This window comes from Streptomyces sp. NPDC058052, assembly GCF_042885515.1.
In the GTDB taxonomy this organism is placed as follows: domain Bacteria; phylum Actinomycetota; class Actinomycetes; order Streptomycetales; family Streptomycetaceae; genus Streptomyces.
The window spans coordinates 47,057-62,585 of the sequence record NZ_JBHVRX010000042.1; the positions used below are offsets into that span (position 1 = coordinate 47,057).

At 71.7% G+C, this 15,529-nt stretch carries 14 protein-coding genes and 1 riboswitch; of the genes, 3 read left to right on the forward strand and 11 right to left on the reverse strand.

Translation table 11 applies throughout. From position 1 onward, the window contains the following. The first annotated feature begins 30 nt into the window (after window positions 1-30). Entirely contained in the window at window positions 31-621 is a 591-nt protein-coding gene (locus tag ACFVU3_RS35805; protein WP_390072962.1) for a hypothetical protein, read from the forward strand. 337 nt (window positions 622-958) lie between these two features. After that, window positions 959-1,165: a DUF5999 family protein gene (locus tag ACFVU3_RS35810; protein ID WP_390072963.1), complete on the forward strand. Its 207-nt coding sequence runs from the start codon at window positions 959-961 to the stop codon at window positions 1,163-1,165. Between the two features lie 69 nt (window positions 1,166-1,234). On the opposite strand, the gene gcvP is transcribed toward ACFVU3_RS35810, so the two are convergent. Further along, a complete protein-coding gene (gene gcvP, locus ACFVU3_RS35815) occupies window positions 1,235-4,120 on the reverse strand; it encodes an aminomethyl-transferring glycine dehydrogenase (protein ID WP_390072964.1) in 2,886 nt (961 codons plus the stop codon). Window positions 4,121-4,299: 179 nt separating this feature from the next. Beyond that, a riboswitch (glycine riboswitch) is annotated at window positions 4,300-4,399 on the reverse strand. Window positions 4,400-4,512: 113 nt separating this feature from the next. Here gcvP and ACFVU3_RS35820 point away from each other — a divergent pair. Beyond that, window positions 4,513-4,884, forward strand: coding sequence for a PRC-barrel domain-containing protein (locus tag ACFVU3_RS35820; RefSeq protein ID WP_390072965.1), 372 nt, complete (start codon window positions 4,513-4,515; stop codon window positions 4,882-4,884). Between the two features lie 137 nt (window positions 4,885-5,021). Here the strand turns inward: ACFVU3_RS35820 and ACFVU3_RS35825 are convergent, their stop codons facing one another. From ACFVU3_RS35825 to ACFVU3_RS35870, 10 genes are all read right to left on the reverse strand, one after another. Next, entirely contained in the window at window positions 5,022-6,530 is a 1,509-nt protein-coding gene (locus tag ACFVU3_RS35825) for a DNA polymerase IV (RefSeq protein ID WP_390072966.1), read from the reverse strand. A gap of 74 nt (window positions 6,531-6,604) precedes the next feature. After that, on the reverse strand, window positions 6,605-7,222 hold the full coding sequence (locus ACFVU3_RS35830) for a MerR family transcriptional regulator (RefSeq protein WP_390072967.1): 618 nt from the start codon (window positions 7,220-7,222) through the stop codon (window positions 6,605-6,607). 221 nt (window positions 7,223-7,443) lie between these two features. Continuing rightward, entirely contained in the window at window positions 7,444-7,911 is a 468-nt protein-coding gene (locus ACFVU3_RS35835; RefSeq protein ID WP_030492457.1) for a bifunctional nuclease family protein, read from the reverse strand. A 90-nt stretch (window positions 7,912-8,001) separates the two neighbouring features. Next, a complete protein-coding gene (locus tag ACFVU3_RS35840) occupies window positions 8,002-8,760 on the reverse strand; it encodes a MerR family transcriptional regulator (RefSeq protein ID WP_390072968.1) in 759 nt (252 codons plus the stop codon). Between the two features lie 34 nt (window positions 8,761-8,794). Beyond that, on the reverse strand, window positions 8,795-9,727 hold the full coding sequence (locus tag ACFVU3_RS35845; protein WP_390072973.1) for an FHA domain-containing protein: 933 nt from the start codon (window positions 9,725-9,727) through the stop codon (window positions 8,795-8,797). 81 nt (window positions 9,728-9,808) lie between these two features. Next, window positions 9,809-10,735 (reverse strand): DUF881 domain-containing protein, encoded by a 927-nt coding sequence (locus ACFVU3_RS35850; RefSeq protein WP_390072969.1) that lies wholly within the window; start codon window positions 10,733-10,735, stop codon window positions 9,809-9,811. A gap of 11 nt (window positions 10,736-10,746) precedes the next feature. Next, on the reverse strand, window positions 10,747-11,079 hold the full coding sequence (locus ACFVU3_RS35855; RefSeq protein WP_030492461.1) for a small basic family protein: 333 nt from the start codon (window positions 11,077-11,079) through the stop codon (window positions 10,747-10,749). Beyond that, complete coding sequence (locus ACFVU3_RS35860) at window positions 11,076-12,005, reverse strand: DUF881 domain-containing protein (RefSeq protein WP_390072970.1); 930 nt, start codon at window positions 12,003-12,005, stop codon at window positions 11,076-11,078. The genes ACFVU3_RS35855 and ACFVU3_RS35860 overlap by 4 nt, the downstream gene beginning before the upstream one ends. Window positions 12,006-12,105: 100 nt before the next feature. Beyond that, complete coding sequence (locus ACFVU3_RS35865; RefSeq protein WP_390072971.1) at window positions 12,106-14,601, reverse strand: sugar phosphate nucleotidyltransferase; 2,496 nt, start codon at window positions 14,599-14,601, stop codon at window positions 12,106-12,108. 116 nt (window positions 14,602-14,717) lie between these two features. Next, window positions 14,718-15,326 carry a CDP-alcohol phosphatidyltransferase family protein gene (locus ACFVU3_RS35870; RefSeq protein WP_390072972.1) on the reverse strand — a complete coding sequence of 203 codons (609 nt, stop codon included), beginning with the start codon at window positions 15,324-15,326 and terminating at the stop codon, window positions 14,718-14,720. Window positions 15,327-15,529 lie beyond the last annotated feature (203 nt).

Below are 15,529 nucleotides of genomic sequence, written 5' to 3' on the forward strand. Positions count from 1 at the left end.
GTGTCTCCTGAGCGAGAGGCGACCCACACGATGCTCCGACCCTCCCCGGCCCCCGCGCCGGCCCTCCGCAGTGTCCTCGCGGCACTCGGCTCGCCCACGGCCGTACGCGAGGCCCGCACCCCGGCCCTGCGTGCCGCCCAGGGACCGCTGAGTCCCGAACTCCCGCTGCCCGTCCACGTGCTGAGGATCTCCGGGGCACCGGAGCAGACACCCGGCACCCGGCTGGTCGGCTGGCGTTTCCTGATCCGGAGCGGGGACCGGGCGATCGCCGCCGCGGACACCATGCTCACCCCGGACGGCTGGTCCTTCTCGCACTTCTTCGAGGGGCCGTACGTCGCCGCCACGGAGCGGGCCCTGGTCCAGGCCGAGGCCCTGCCCGGCACGTACCAGCCGCGGCTGCTGTCGGTGCCGGAGCTGTACATGCTGACGCTGTGGCTGCACGCCGAGCCCGACCCGGACGCCACGGACCCGGACGCGGAGACCTCGGACGTCCTCGTGCCGCTCGCCCCGGCGCCGCCCGGCATCGCCGCCAACCGTCCCTACCGGGTGGCCGATCTGCTGCCCGTGCTCAGTACGCGTCTGGCGCCGCCGCCGCTGCTCGGCTCGGCGGCACCCGCCTGATCCGGCCCGCTCCGGACAGCGGTGCGCCCCGTGACCCGGTCGGGTCACGGGGCGCACTGCTGTCCGGAACCCGCGTCCGAACGCCGTCGCCGAACACCCCTCCCGTACGGACTAGCCCGCTCGGGCCACTCCGAACCACCCGAAAAGGCCGGGGTGTTGACCTGAACCGCCCCTGCGGGTGACGCGTCTTCCCCGGAGAGGACGAGCTGACGCGAAATACCTGCGGAAGACCGTCCGTGCGGCAAGACTGGGACCGGAACCGAACCGACCGACGGGGGCGGCCATGAGCGCGAAGAGCCGCAGGACATCCACCACGACGCAGCGAAAGAACCCACCCATGTGCCAGCACCAGCCTGCCTGTCCCACCGCCGACTCCGCCGACCGTGAGGCCGCCCGCCCTGTGGCGTGCCACCCGGAGCAGGGGTGGAGCCTGCTGTGCAACGGTGTCCTGCTGTTCGAGGACACCGGCGAACTGCTGCCGGACGGGCAGATCATCGCTCCGCACCGGCCGCTCACCGCGGGCCGGGTGACGACGGCGGCCTGACACCGCCCGGGCGAACGCCGAGGGCCGGCCCGGAGGAGACTCCGGACCGGCCCTCTGTCATGCCCGCGGTCAGTGGTCGTACTCGTCCAGCGGCGGGCAGGAGCAGACCAGGTTCCGGTCGCCGAAGGCGCCGTCGATGCGGCGGACCGGCGGCCAGTACTTGTCGGCGGTCGAGACGCCGGCGGGGAAGACCGCCACGTCACGGTCGTAGGCGTGGGTCCACTCGCCGCCGAGCGCGGCCGCGGTGTGCGGCGCGTTGGCCAGCGGGTTGTCCTCGGCGGGCCACTCGCCGGAGGCGACCTTCTCGATCTCGGCGCGGATCGCGATCATGGTGTCGCAGAAGCGGTCCAGCTCGGCCAGGTCCTCGGACTCGGTCGGCTCGATCATCAGCGTGCCGGCGACCGGGAAGGACATGGTCGGCGCGTGGAAGCCGTAGTCGATCAGGCGCTTGGCGATGTCGTCGACGGAGACGCCGGTCGCCTTGGTCAGCGGCCGCAGGTCGACGATGCACTCGTGGGCGACGAGCCCGGCCGGGCCGGTGTAGAGGACCGGGTAGTGCGGCTCCAGGCGCTTGGCGATGTAGTTCGCCGCGAGGACGGCGACCTGGGTGGCGCGCTTGAGGCCCTCGCCGCCCATCAGCCGGACGTAGCTCCAGGAGATGGGCAGGATGCCGGCGGAACCCCACGGGGCGGCCGAGATCGGGCCGACGCCGGTCTCCGGGCCCGCGGTGGGCTGGAGCGGGTGGTTCGGCAGGTACGGCGCGAGGTGGGCGCGGACGCCGACCGGGCCGACGCCGGGGCCGCCGCCGCCGTGCGGGATGCAGAAGGTCTTGTGCAGGTTGAGGTGCGAGACGTCGCCGCCGAAGTGGCCCGGCTTGGCGAGGCCGACCAGGGCGTTGAGGTTGGCGCCGTCGACGTACACCTGGCCGCCGGCCTCGTGGACCTCGGCGCAGATGTCGGCGACGTGCTCCTCGAAGACGCCGTGCGTCGACGGGTAGGTGATCATCAGCACGGAGAGCTCGTCGCGGTGCTGCGCGATCTTGGCGCGCAGGTCCTCGACGTCGACCTCGCCGTCCTCGGCGGTCTTCACGACGACGACCTTCATGCCGGCCATCACCGCGGAGGCCGCGTTGGTGCCGTGCGCGGAGGACGGGATGAGACAGACGGTGCGCTGCTCGTCGCCGTTGGCGCGGTGGTAGGCGCGGACCGCGAGGAGACCGGCCAGCTCGCCCTGCGAACCGGCGTTGGGCTGGATCGAGACCTTGTCGTAGCCGGTGACCTCGGCCAGGCGCTCCTCCAGCTCGGTGATGAGCGTGACGTAGCCCTGGGCCTGCTCGATCGGCGCGAAGGGGTGGATCTGGCCGAACTCGGGCCAGGTCACCGGCTCCATCTCGGTGGTCGCGTTCAGCTTCATGGTGCAGGAGCCGAGCGGGATCATGCCGCGGTCGAGCGCGTAGTCGCGGTCCGAGAGGCGGCGCAGGTAGCGCAGCATCGAGGTCTCGGAGCGGTGCGCGTGGAAGACCGGGTGGGTCAGGTACGCGTCGGTGCGCAGCAGACCGGCGGGGAGGACGTCCCCGGCGGCGGCGTCGAGCGCCTCGATGTCGCCCGTGACGCCGAAGGCGCCCCAGACGGCGGCGAGCTGCTCGCGGCCGGTGGTCTCGTCGCAGGAGACCGAGACGTGGTCGGCGTCCACGCGGAACAGGTTGACGCCGGCCTCGCGGGCGGCGGCGGCGACGGCGTCGGCGCGGCCCGGGACGCGGGCGGTGAGGGTGTCGAAGAAGGCGCCCTGGGTGAGCTCGACGCCCCCGGCGGTGAGGCCGGCGGCGAGGATCGCCGCGTACCGGTGGGTGCGCTGGGCGATCTGCTTCAGGCCGTCGGGGCCGTGGTAGACGGCGTACATGCCGGCCATGACGGCGAGGAGCACCTGGGCGGTGCAGATGTTGCTGGTGGCCTTCTCGCGGCGGATGTGCTGCTCGCGGGTCTGCAGGGCGAGGCGGTACGCCTTGTTGCCGTCGGCGTCGACGGAGACGCCGACCAGCCGGCCGGGCAGCGAGCGGGCGTGCTTGTCCTGGACGGCCATGTAGCCGGCGTGCGGGCCGCCGAAGCCCATCGGGACGCCGAAGCGCTGGGTCGTGCCGACGGCGATGTCGGCGCCGAGCGAGCCGGGCGAGACGAGCAGGGTGAGGGCGAGCAGGTCGGCGGCGACGGTCACGACGGCGCCGAGCTCGTGGGCGGCGTCGATCAGCGGCTTGATGTCGCGGACGGCACCGGAGGCACCCGGGTACTGGATGAGCACACCGAAGACGCCGCGCTCGGCGATCTCGGCGGGGATGCCCTCGCTCAGGTCGGCGACGACGACCTCGACACCGGTCGGCTCGGCGCGGGTCTCGATGACGGCGACGGTCTGCGGCAGGGCGTCGGCGTCGACCAGGAAGACGCCGTTCTTGACCTTGCCCACGCGCCGGGAGAGCGACATGGCCTCGGCGGCGGCGGTGCCCTCGTCGAGGAGGGAGGCGCCGGAGGTCGGCAGGCCGGTGAGGTCGGCGACCATGGTCTGGAAGTTGAGCAGCGCCTCCAGGCGGCCCTGCGAGATCTCCGGCTGGTAGGGCGTGTACGCCGTGTACCAGGCCGGGTTCTCCATGACGTTGCGGAGGATCACCGGCGGGGTGAAGGTGCCGTAGTAACCGAGGCCGATCATCGGGGCGAGGACCTGGTTGCGGTCGGCGAGGGTGCGCAGCTCGGCGAGGACCTGGGCCTCGGTGCGGGCGCCGGGCAGGTCCAGCGCCTCGGCGTTCTTGATGACGTCCGGCACCGCGGCGGCCGTCAGCTCGTCGAGCGAGCCGTATCCGACCTGGGCGAGCATCTTGGCCCGCGCCTCGGCGTCGGGTCCGATGTGCCGCTGCTCGAAGGGAATGCCCTGCTCGAGCTCGGAGAGCGGAATGCGGTTGGCGGTCATGATGCGGGGGCCTCCTGGTCGTCACGACCTGCGAGGGGCACCACGGCGCGGGTGCCCGGACGGCCTCCCCCTCTGTCATCTCAACCTGAGAGCTTCACCGGCATGCCCGTGGGCACGCCGGCTTTCACCGTCGGTGAGAGCGGATGCCGTCGGACTCCCGCCCTGCTTTCCAGAGTGACCTCGCCCGCGCGGTACCGGGTGCCTGAGAGATTCCGGGGAGGATTTGCTCCTTCGGCGCCCCCGGAAACCTTCTCCGGAGGACTCTCCCGCACGGTGTCGACAGCCACAGCCAGCCTACCAGCGCGGTTGTCGCTCTCTTCGCTCAAGTGGCCGACATCCCAGATGTGCACTTTCGTAGGGGTGTAGAGCAGTTGCGACCAGTTGGAGGGACCGTGCAGACCGACATCGATCCGCGCAGCCTGATCGGCCGCAAGGCGTTCGACCGGAACGGGCACAAGATCGGAACCGTGGACGAGGTGTACCTGGACGACGCGACCGGCATCCCCGAGTGGGCCGCCGTCCGCACCGGCCTGTTCAGCAGGGACGCGTTCGTCCCGCTGGAGCCGAGCGAGCTGGCCGACGACGGTCTGCACATCCCCTTCGAGCGCGCCCTGATCAAGGACGCCCCGGACTTCGGCGTCGGCCGTCACCTCTCCCCCGAGCAGGAGCTCCAGCTCTACCGCCACTACGAGCTGACGCTCCCGCCCCCGCCGGAGACGATCCCCGACTTCGGCCGCCTCGCGGGCCAGGACGACGCCGCGTAGACCCGCCCCCGTCCCCAGATCCTTCGGACCGGCCCCGGAGCGTCCGGCCTGGATGCCCGACCACGCCCCGGGACGCGCCCCGCGTGTCCGATCGGGCACCCGGCCCGGCCGGCCCGCCACCGGACGCCTCACACGCCTCACCCGGCGTGCTGCCCACCCGCGCGGACGACGGGGGCGGATCCCTCCGCCCCCGTCACCCCGCCGGGCACCAGCGGCAGCGGGTCCGACGGCTCCAGCTCCGGATCGTCCACCGCGAAGGTCCGCACCCGCCCCGGAGCCGTACTGCCGGGCTCCTCGAACCGGACGGTGACCCGCCCGAGCCCGCTGCCCTGCACCCAGCCCGCCCCGAGGACCGCGTGCCGCACGTCGTGCCCCGGCGCCCATCGGCGTACGGCGCTCTCCGCGGCCGTCCCCGGCACCTCCACGGCCTCCGCCGCCCCGGCCCGGCCCGCCGACGGCCCGACCCCCTCCGGGGCCGCCGGGACCGCCGCCCCGGCCGCCGCGTCCGTCTCCGTCCCGGCCTCCGCGCCGGCCTCCGCGCCGGCCTCCGCGCCGGCCTCCGCCTCCGCCTCCGCCTCCGCCTGGGCGAACAGGTCCTCCTGGGTGTAGTCGGCGAGCCCGCTGACCCCAACACCGAGCAGCCGCACCCCGCCCGTCGTGTCCACGAGTTCGAGCAGCCGCTCCGCGGCCTCCCGCACCACCAGCGGATCGTCCGTCGGCCCGCGCAGCGTCTCGGACCGGGTCAGCGTCGAGAAGTCGTACCGCCGCACCTTCAGGACGATCGTCCGCCCCGAGTGCCCCGAGCCCCGCAGCCGCCGCACGCACCGCTCCGCCAGCCGCTCCACCTCCAGCCGGATCCGCAGCCGGTCGTGCAGGTCGACGTCGAAGGTGTCCTCGACGGAGACCGACTTGGCGTCCCGCTCGGCCACCACGGGCCGGTCGTCGTGCCCGAGCGCCATCCGGTACAGCGAGGCCCCGTGCGACCGCCCCAGGATCCGTACGAGCTCGTCCTCGCCCGCCTCCACGAGATCGGCGACCGTCGTGATCCCGGCCCGCCGCAGATGGTCCCCGGTGGCCGGCCCCACACCGGGGATGATCCGCACCGACCGCGGCGCGAGCAGCGCCCGCTCGGTGCCCGGCTCGTAGAGCACCAGCCCGTCCGGCTTCGCCTCCTCCGAGGCGATCTTCGCGAGCATCTTGGAGCCCGCAAGCCCCACGGACCCGGTCAGGCCGGTCGTCGCCAGGATCTCGGCCCGCAGCCGCTCCCCCACGGCCCGCGCGCCCGCGCTGTCGTCCGCCAGCCCCCCGGCCTCCAGGTCCACGAACGCCTCGTCGAGGCTGAGCGGCTCCACCAGCGGCGACAACCGCCCGAGCAGCTCCATGACCTGTCCGCTGATCGCCCGGTAGAAGGCGAAGCGCGGCACCAGATACGCGGCGTTGGGCGCGAGCCGCCGCGCCTGTCCCATCGGCATCGCCGAGTGCACCCCGAAGCGCCGCGCCTCGTACGAGGCGGTCGCGACCACGCCGCGCGGCCCGAGCCCGCCCACGACGACCGGCTTGCCGCGCAGGCTCGGCTTCGACGCCTGCTCGGCGGCGGCGAAGAAGGCGTCCATGTCCAGATGCAGGATCGTGGGGGCGGCTCTCACGTCTCCGATGCTGCCTCACGCCACTGACAATCGCCGGTACGGGCGACCCGCCCGCACCGGCCCCGGGAAGACGTTCAGACGGCCCGGTCGCGCCGGCGCCGGGCCAGCTCGTCCTGCGGGTTGTGCCCGATCAGCGTCTCGCCGGTGTCCACGCGCTCCCCGTGCAGCTGCGAGAGCGCCGACTCGACGTCCCGCCAGACCACCCCCACCGCGATGCCGAAGACGCCCTGCCCGCCCTGGAGCAGGGAGACGACCTCGTCGGGCGAGGAGCACTCGTAGACGGTCGCCCCGTCGCTCATCAGCGTCATCCGCTCCAGATCGCGGAAGCCGCGGGCCCGCAGGTGCTGCACGGCGGCCCGGATGTTCTGGAGGGCGACGCCCGTGTCGAGGAAACGCTTGACGATCTTCAGGACGACGACGTCCCGGAAGCTGTAGAGCCGCTGCGTCCCGGAGCCGTACGCGGGCCGCACGCTCGGCTCGACGAGCCCGGTGCGCGCCCAGTAGTCCAGCTGCCGGTAGGTGATGCCGGCGGCCGCGCAGGCCGTGGGGCCGCGGTAGCCGATCGCCTCGTCCGCCACCCCGCCGCTCGTCTCCGTGCCGAAGTCGCCCACACTGCCGTGAAGCGGATACGGACCGCTCTCCTCGGACACGCGTCCGAGCGAGCTCCCTGCCGTACCGTCCGCGCTGCTCATCACGCCGACCCTCCGTCCTTGACCTGCCCACTCGAAGGTAGGCAGTCGCTAGGGGTGCGTCAACGATCGCCACACTCGGCACGCCGAGTGATAATCACCCAGAGAGTGGTTTCACGTGTCCCACTCCGGGGAAAGGCTACTCGAATGCGCCGACAGCGCTCCTCGGCCGCCCCCTCACGCCCCCCGCCGGACCGGCGTCCGGGACCGTCCGGACGGTCCGGTCACTGGCTCCCGAAGTCCTCCGGCGAGATCTGGTCGAGGAACTCGCGGAACTTCTCCACCTCGTCCTCCTGCTCGTCGGGGATCGCGATGCCGGCGTCGTCGAGGACGCCGTCGCTGCCGAAGATCGGCGAACCCGTCCGCAGGGCCAGGGCTATCGCGTCGGACGGACGCGCGCTCACCTCCACACCGCTGGCGAAGACCAGCTCGGCGTAGAAGACCCCGTCCCGCAGATCGGTGATGCGGACCTGGGTGAGCTCCTGGCCCACCGCCTCCAGCACGTCCTTGAACAGGTCGTGCGTCAGCGGCCTGGGCGGCGCCATGCCCTGCTGGGCGAAGGCGATCGCGGTCGCCTCGCCGGGTCCGATCCAGATGGGCAGGTACCGGTCGCCTCCCACCTCGCGCAGGAGCACGATCGGCTGGTTGGAGGGCATTTCCACCCGGACACCCACAACGTCGAGCTCGTTCACACAGCAACCCTAGGACGTGCCCGACCGGTTTGGATAGTCGGGCCCCCGCTCAGCACCCCGGCGCACCCCCGCCGGAACCGCCGGAGGGCGTCACTGGAGGCGGATCCCGAGGGCCGTCTGCACCAGCGCGGCGTGCAGCCGCACCGACAGCTGCGCCAGGTCGGCGGCGGTCTCCTCGGCATGGGCCCTGGTCTGCGGATTGCGGTGCCGGCGCAGCGGCGCCACCACCTGCTCGATGAGCCCGGCCTCCCGGTCCGCGGACGCCTTCACGGCCCGCAGGTGCCGGGGCTCGAGCCCGAACCGCCCGAGATCGGCGACGATCCGGGCCACGTTCACGCTCTCCGCGTCGTAACCGCCGCCCTCGGTCTCGCCGACCAGGCCGTACGACTCCCACTCCACCAGCTCGGCCTCGGTGACCCCGGCCGCGGCGACCAGCTCGGCCCGGCCCAGCCGCGCGGCGGTCGGCCGCTCGGCGGCCTCGCCGTCCACGGGCCCGTCGAGCAGGCCGTCCAGCAGATCACGCCGCCGCCCGGGCGCCGGGAGCTGCACCTGCTCACCGCGGGCGAGGGCGTCGAGATGCTCCCGGATGACCTTCAGCGGAAGATAGTGGTCCCGCTGCATCCGCAGGACGGCGGCGAGCCGCTCCACGTCCTGCGGGCTGAACTTCCGGTACCCGGAGGCCGTACGGCGGGGCTCGACGAGCCCCTCGGCCTCCAGGAAGCGGATCTTGGAGATCGTCACTTCGGGAAACTCGTCCCGCAGCTGGCTCAGCACGGTGCCGATACTCACCAGCCGGTCGCCCGCGGTGGCGGTGCCGGAACCGGCACCGCCCGTCGGTGTTCGCACCATGGACCTTTCCTGAAGGATCTCCGCCAGGCGTGTGTCAGACGCCTCGCTGGCTCGCGTAGAAGACCAGCCGGTACTTGCCGATCTGGACCTCGTCGCCGGGGTTGAGCACGACCGAGTCGATCGGCTCCCGGTTGACGTAGGTGCCGTTGAGGCTGCCGACGTCGGAGACGGTGAAGCTGCCGTCCTGGCCCCGGCGGAACTCGACGTGCCTCCGGGAGACCGTGAAGTCGTCCAGGAAGATGTCGCTCTGCGGGTGACGGCCGGCCGTCGTCAGCTCACCGTCCAGCAGGAAGCGGCTGCCCGAGTTCGGACCGCGGCGCACCACGAGGAGCGCGGAGCCCGGCGGCAGCGCCTCGACGGCCGCGAGGGCCTCGGGGGACAGCGCGGGGATCGCGATCTGACCGGTGGTCTCCGCGTCGTACGCCTCCAGACCCGAGATCGAGATGGTCGACGTCGTCTCGGAGGGACGCTCGGCGGCGATCCCGCCCCGCAGCGGCGTGCCGCAGTGGGAGCAGAAACGGCTGTCCGCCGCGTTGCGGTGACCGCACCTCGTACACACCGGCATGGACGCGTCCTCCTGCCGCGGCTGCCCCGCGGAGGTCTGGGTCGCGTACGGATCGGGGGTAAACCCTCCACCCGTACCTGAGGTTGATGGTTCACCGAAACCTATGCGCGCGGCACCGGCGGGGTCAACAGACGACGCGCCCTGCGCGCCCGGAATGTCGCCACCGACCTCGTCACGGAAGAGCGGGCGCTCGCCGCCCTGCTCCTCGCTCTGGGCATGGCGCGGCGCGCGGTGCCTGGCGTTGCCGCCGTCCTCGCGTGCGCTCTTGCCGAACAACTTCGCAAACAACTTCACGGGCGATTCCCCTTGACCGAAACAGACCCGCCCGTGGGGCAGGACGAACCGAGATCCATCACACCTGCCGACCCGGACACCTTCACAACGTCCGTATCCTCCGGACAGTTTCCACCACGCACCACCGTTGTGGTGCGCCGACCCCCCGCAACGCTCCAGCCCATGTCGCGGGACCCCTCGCCCCCTCTCTCACGGGGAGGACGACCGAGCGTAGTCAGGCCGCTTCGCGGGTCGCAAGGCGTCGACGACGATCTTCGACGACCGCTCCACCGTGGCCGTGGCCTGCTCCTTCTCGAGGGTCTGCACGACTCCACCGGGGATGTTGAGCGCGGGCTCGAGATCCTCGGGCTTGCCGATGACCTTGAAGACGTACGGAGCGGTCACCTGCGTTCCATCGATCCGCATGTCATCGCCGTCACCGGTGAAATAGCTGTTCGCCACCACCCGCACGCCGTCGACCTGGATCGCCTCGGCGCCGGCCGCCCGCAGCTCCTGGATGGCGTCGAGCAGCATGTCGGACTCGACCGCGCCGACCGGGTCGGTCACGGTCAGCGTGATGCCGGGCCCCTCGGCGGCCACCGTGCCGGCCAGGATCCCGAGCTGCCGCTCCTTCTCCTGCGTCTGCCGGCGGGCCTCCTCGGCCTGGTCGGAGCTGGACTCCAGCTCCGACCGCTGCTTCTCCAGCCGCGCCTTCTCGTCCTCCAGCCGCTGGGTCCGGTCGTCGAGCTCGTCGAGGATCCGTACGAGGTCCTCCTGCCGGGCCCCGCGCAGGGCACTGCCCTCGCTGGTCGAGGAGACCTGGATGGCCAGGCCGAAACCGAGACAGGCGAGCAGCAGGGCCACGACGAGCTGGGCCCGCGTCACCCGCGGCGGCCACAGGGCGTCCGCCAGGCGCCGCCGCCCGTCCGGCGCGCCCCCGGCACCGGCACCGGCCTCCGGGGCGGGCTGGGCCCCCTCGGGAGCGCTCTCACCGCCCTCCGCGGGCGCGGCCGACGGCGGGGTCACGGCCTCGCGCGGCTCGTTCGTCCCACGCGGCTCCGCGGCCTCGGACGTCTTCGGCGTCTCCGGTTCCCGCGGCTCCTCGCCGCCCGGCTCCGGCTTCTCGTTCGGGTTCATGGTCATCGGCCTCACGCCCGGAAGACATGGCGGCGGATCGCGGCCGCGTTGGAGAAGATCCGGATGCCGAGGACGACGACGACACCGGTGGAGAGCTGCGCGCCGACGCCGAGCTTGTCGCCGAGGAAGACGATCAGCGCGGCCACGACCACGTTGGAGAGGAAGGAGACGACGAAGACCTTGTCGACGAAGATCCCGTCGAGCATGGCCCGCAGACCGCCGAAGACCGCGTCCAGGGCGGCGACCACGGCGATCGGGAGATAGGGCTCGACGACCGCCGGGATCTCGGGCCGGACCAGCAGTCCCGCCACGACTCCGACGATCAGGCCCAGTACGGCGATCACGATGTTGCCTTCCCCTTGTCGGCCGTGGCCCGACCGGTCGGCGTCGCCGACCCGGCCCCCCTCGGCTCAGCTGTACGTACGATCAGGCTCGGCGCGGCCGGCAGGCTCAGCTCGCCCTCGACCGAGATGCCGCTGCGGATCCCGAAGTTCTCCACCAGCGCGTGCAGGTACTGCCCGTCCGCGCTGTCCTGGAAGGCGGTGTTCAGCCGCTGTCCGTCGCCGACGGCGAGCACGGTGTACGGCGGCACGAGCGGCCGGTTGTCGACGAGTATGGCGTCGCCTGCGGCCCGGATCGCGGAGAGCGAGGTCAGCCGCTGGCCGTTGATCGACACGGCCTCGGCGCCCGACTCCCACAGTCCGTTGACGACCCGCTGCATGTCGCGGTCGCGCACCCGCCCGGTGTCGGAGAATCCGGCGCTCTCGCGCGGTCCGCCGCCCCCGCCGTCGGAACCCTTGGCGTCGTCGACCACGAGCTTCACCCCGGGTCCGCGCACGGGGGTGGCGCCGGAGAGCAGCGCGACCAGTTCCGCCTGGTCGCCGCCGTGCTGTTCGAGCGCCGCACGCTGCCGTTCGCCGACCTCGGCGCGGATCCGCTCGACGTCCCGCTCCAGCTCGTCGGCGGTCTCGTTCTCGCCCTCGATCCGGTCGATGAGCTCCTGCCGCTCCTTGGCGACGACGGGGGCCGAGACCCGGGCCTCGGCCGCACCCACGGTCACCACGGCGGCGGCCAGCACCAGCCCGGCCGCCAGCCCGAGCTTGGCCCGCAGCGGCTTGGGCAGCGCACCGCCCTCGGCCTCGCGCCGGGCGGTCGCCTCCGCGTACCCGTCGTCCAGCGCGTGGTCGATGACGTTGTTCAGCAGCGACATCGACGCGTCCGGGCGCGGGGGCGGAGATCCGGTGCTCCGAACGGGGGGCTGCTGCGACATGCCGCACATCGTCGCACGTCGTACGCCTTACCGCCGAATGGCCCTGCGAAAGACCGGGCGGCTCCGTCCCACCGCCGCCCGGCCTCCGTCGGTCATCCGGTCAGCGACCTGCGCTCTCGACGACCTGCGCCCACTCGTCGAGCAGTGCCTGCGCCGAGGTGTCGTCGGGCCCCTCGGCCCACAGATGGGTGACGGCCTCCGCGGGGTCGGGCAGCACCATGACCCACCGCCCGTCGGCCTCCACGACCCGCACCCCGTCGGTGGTGTCCACCGACCTGCTGCCGGCCGCCTCGACCACCCGCCGCATCACGAGCCCCTTCACGGCCCACGGCGTCGCGATGTCCCGCTTGATGACGTGCGCCCGCGGGATCCGGGCGTCGATCTGGCTCAGCGTGAGCTGCGTCCGCGCCACCAGCCCGATGAGCCGCACGAAGGCCGCGGCCCCGTCGAAGACGCTGCTGAACTCGGGCACGATGAACCCGCCGCGCCCGTCGCCGCCGAAGATGGTCGACTCCTGCCGGCCGACGCGGGTGAGGTCGTCGGGCGAGGTGGTCGTCCACTCGACCTGGGTTCCGTGGTACGCGGCCACCTGCTCGGCGATACGGGTCGTGGTGACCGGCAGCGCGACCCGCCCGGACCGGCGCTCGGCCGCCACCAGGTCGAGCATGACCAGCAGCGCCCGGTCGTCCTCGATGATCCGGCCCCGTTCGTCGACGAGCGACAGCCGCTCGCCGACCGGGTCGAAGCGCACGCCGAACGCGGCCCGCGCCGACGCCACGATCTCCCCGAGCCGGACGAGCCCGGCCCTCCGCCGCTCGGCGGACTCGGTCGGCCGCGACTCGTCGAGTCCGGGGTTGATGGTCAGCGAATCGACCTGGAGCCGCCCGAGCAGGCTCGGCAGCACGAGGCCCGCGCTGCCGTTGGACGCGTCCACGACCACCTTGAGGCCGGCCTCCGCGATCCCGCTGGTGTCGACGTTCCGCAGCAGGGACCCCGTGTACGAGTCGAAGACGCTGGCCGGGAAGGACAGGTCGCCGATCTCACCCGGGAAGGCCCGCCGGTACTCCTGCCGCGCGTACACCCGGTCCAGCTTCCGCTGCCGGGCCTGCGACAGGTCGGCGCCGCGCTCGTCGAAGAACATGATGTCGACCGAGTCCGGCACACCGGGAGAGGTACGCACCATGATCCCGCCGGCGCTTCCCCGCGCGGTCTGCTGCCGTGCGACGGGCAGCGGCACGTTCTCCAGGTCGCGCACGTCGATGGCGCTGGCCTGGAGCGCGGAGATCACGGCCCGTTTGAGGGCGCGGGCGCCGCGCGAGTGGTCGCGGGCGGTGGTGACAGTGGCGCCCTTCTTCAGGGTCGTCGCGTACGCGCCCGCGAGCCGCACGGCCAGTTCCGGCGTGATCTCGACGTTGAGGATCCCGGAGACCCCGCGCGCACCGAAGAGGTGGGCCTGTCCGCGGGACTCCCAGATCACCGAGGTGTTGACGAAAGCGCCGGCCTCGATGGTCTTGAACGGATAGACCCGTACGTTGCCCTGCACGATCGATTCCTCACCGATCATGCACTCGTCACCGATGACGGCCCCGTCCTCGATCCGGGCCGCCCGCATGACGTCGGTGTTCTTGCCGATGACACAGCCGCGGAGGTTGCTCTGCTGGCCGATGTACACGTTGTCGTGGACGACCGCCTTGTGCAGGAAGGCCCCGGTCTTCACCACCACGTTGGAGCCGATGACCGTGTGCTCGCGGATCTCGGCGCCGGCCTCGACCTTGGCGTAGTCGCCGATGTAGAGCGGCCCGCGCAGCACCGCGTCGGGGTGCACCTCCGCTCCTTCGGCGACCCAGACGCCGGGCGAGATCTCGAAGCCGTCGACGTCGACCTGGACCTTGCCCTCGAGCACGTCGGCCTGTGCCTTGACGTAGCTCTCGTGGGTGCCGACGTCCTCCCAGTAGCCCTCGGCGACATAGCCGTAGATCGGCTTGCCTTCCTTCATCAGCTGCGGGAAGACGTCACCGGACCAGTCGACCGGAACGTCGGCCTCGACGTAGTCGAACACCTCGGGTTCCATGACGTAGATGCCCGTGTTCACGGTGTCCGAGAAGACCTGCCCCCAGGTCGGCTTCTCCAGAAAGCGCTCGACCTTTCCTTCCTCGTCGACGATCGTGATGCCGAATTCCAGGGGATTGGGCACACGCGTCAGACAGACCGTGACGAGCGCACCCTTCTCCTTGTGGAACCGGATCAGGTCGGTGAGGTCGAAATCGGTGAGGGCATCCCCCGAGATCACGAGAAAGGCGTCGTCCTTCAACGCTTCCTCGGCGTTCTTCACACTGCCCGCTGTACCAAGAGGCTTCTCCTCGTTGGCATAGGTGAGCTCCATCCCGAGTTCTTCGCCGTCGCCGAAGTAGTTCCGGACGAGCGACGCGAGAAACTGGACGGTGACGACGGTCTCGTTGAGACCGTGCCTCTTGAGCAGTCGCAGGACGTGCTCCATGATCGGCCGGTTCACCACCGGCAGAAGAGGCTTGGGCATGCTCGAGGTCATGGGGCGAAGGCGTGTTCCTTCGCCACCGGCCATCACGACGGCCTTCATGTCGGAAGCGTCCTCCTTGAAGAGACGACGGTCCTGCCGACCGAACCTGTCCGCTCACTCGCCCTCGGACGTCCTCGTTCCTGCCGGCGACGCTGCACGGCACGGGACGGACGGGCTCAATCGGCCGCGGTATCCGCCTTCACGAGTCGACGGACCTGGACCACGTAGAGGATCCCTGCCCACCAATACAGAGTTGTACCCCATCCGGCGAAAGCCCATCCGAAAACTTCAGCGAGTGACGCCAGCCATCCGGTTCCGTCACTGAGAAGCAGCAACGGGAACGCGTACATCAGGTTGAAAGTCGCAGCTTTCCCGAGGAAGTTCACCTGCGGCGGCGGGTAGCCGTGCCGGCGGAGGATTCCCACCATGACCAGCAGCATGACTTCCCGGGCCAAAAGGACGGCGGTCAGCCACAGTGGCAGGATCTCGCGCCAGGTGAGGCCCACGAGCGTGGACAGGATGTACAGCCGGTCGGCGGCCGGGTCCAGCAGCCGGCCGAGGCTGCTGATCTGGTTCCACTTGCGTGCGAGCTTGCCGTCGAGGTAGTCGCTGATGCCGCTGAGCATCAGCACGAGCAGCGCCCAGACATCACTGTTGGGCCCGCCGAACTCCGGCCGGAGGATGAGCCACAGGAACAGCGGCACGCCGAGGAGACGCGCCATGCTGAGAATGTTGGGGATGGTGAGGACCCGGTCTGTCTGGACCTCGGTCTCCTGGACCTCCACCCGGGGGCCTCCTGCTGGGAACGGTACTGACGTTGACCCTTGACCTTACCTCCCGCCCCGCCCCACTCCGGGACCCGGGTCCGCCGGCCACCCGGCAGAAGCTCCGGTGAACGCAGAAAAGCCCCGCACCATGAGGTGCGGGGCTTTCCCACAATGATTGTTCGGCGGCGTCCTACTCTCCCACAGGGTCCCCCCTGCAGTAC

What these genes read in the sequence shown, in the direction of transcription:
- ACFVU3_RS35805 (WP_390072962.1), top strand. Translation starts at nt 31, where the DNA reads ATGCTCCGACCCTCCCCGGCCCCCGCGCCGGCCCTCCGCAGTGTCCTC.
- ACFVU3_RS35810 (WP_390072963.1), top strand. Translation starts at nt 959, where the DNA reads ATGTGCCAGCACCAGCCTGCCTGTCCCACCGCCGACTCCGCCGACCGT.
- gcvP (WP_390072964.1), bottom strand. Translation starts at nt 4,120, where the DNA reads ATGACCGCCAACCGCATTCCGCTCTCCGAGCTCGAGCAGGGCATTCCC.
- ACFVU3_RS35830 (WP_390072967.1), bottom strand. Translation starts at nt 7,222, where the DNA reads ATGAGCAGCGCGGACGGTACGGCAGGGAGCTCGCTCGGACGCGTGTCC.
- ACFVU3_RS35840 (WP_390072968.1), bottom strand. Translation starts at nt 8,760, where the DNA reads ATGGTGCGAACACCGACGGGCGGTGCCGGTTCCGGCACCGCCACCGCG.
- ACFVU3_RS35850 (WP_390072969.1), bottom strand. Translation starts at nt 10,735, where the DNA reads ATGAACCCGAACGAGAAGCCGGAGCCGGGCGGCGAGGAGCCGCGGGAA.
- ACFVU3_RS35860 (WP_390072970.1), bottom strand. Translation starts at nt 12,005, where the DNA reads ATGTCGCAGCAGCCCCCCGTTCGGAGCACCGGATCTCCGCCCCCGCGC.
- ACFVU3_RS35865 (WP_390072971.1), bottom strand. Translation starts at nt 14,601, where the DNA reads ATGAAGGCCGTCGTGATGGCCGGTGGCGAAGGAACACGCCTTCGCCCC.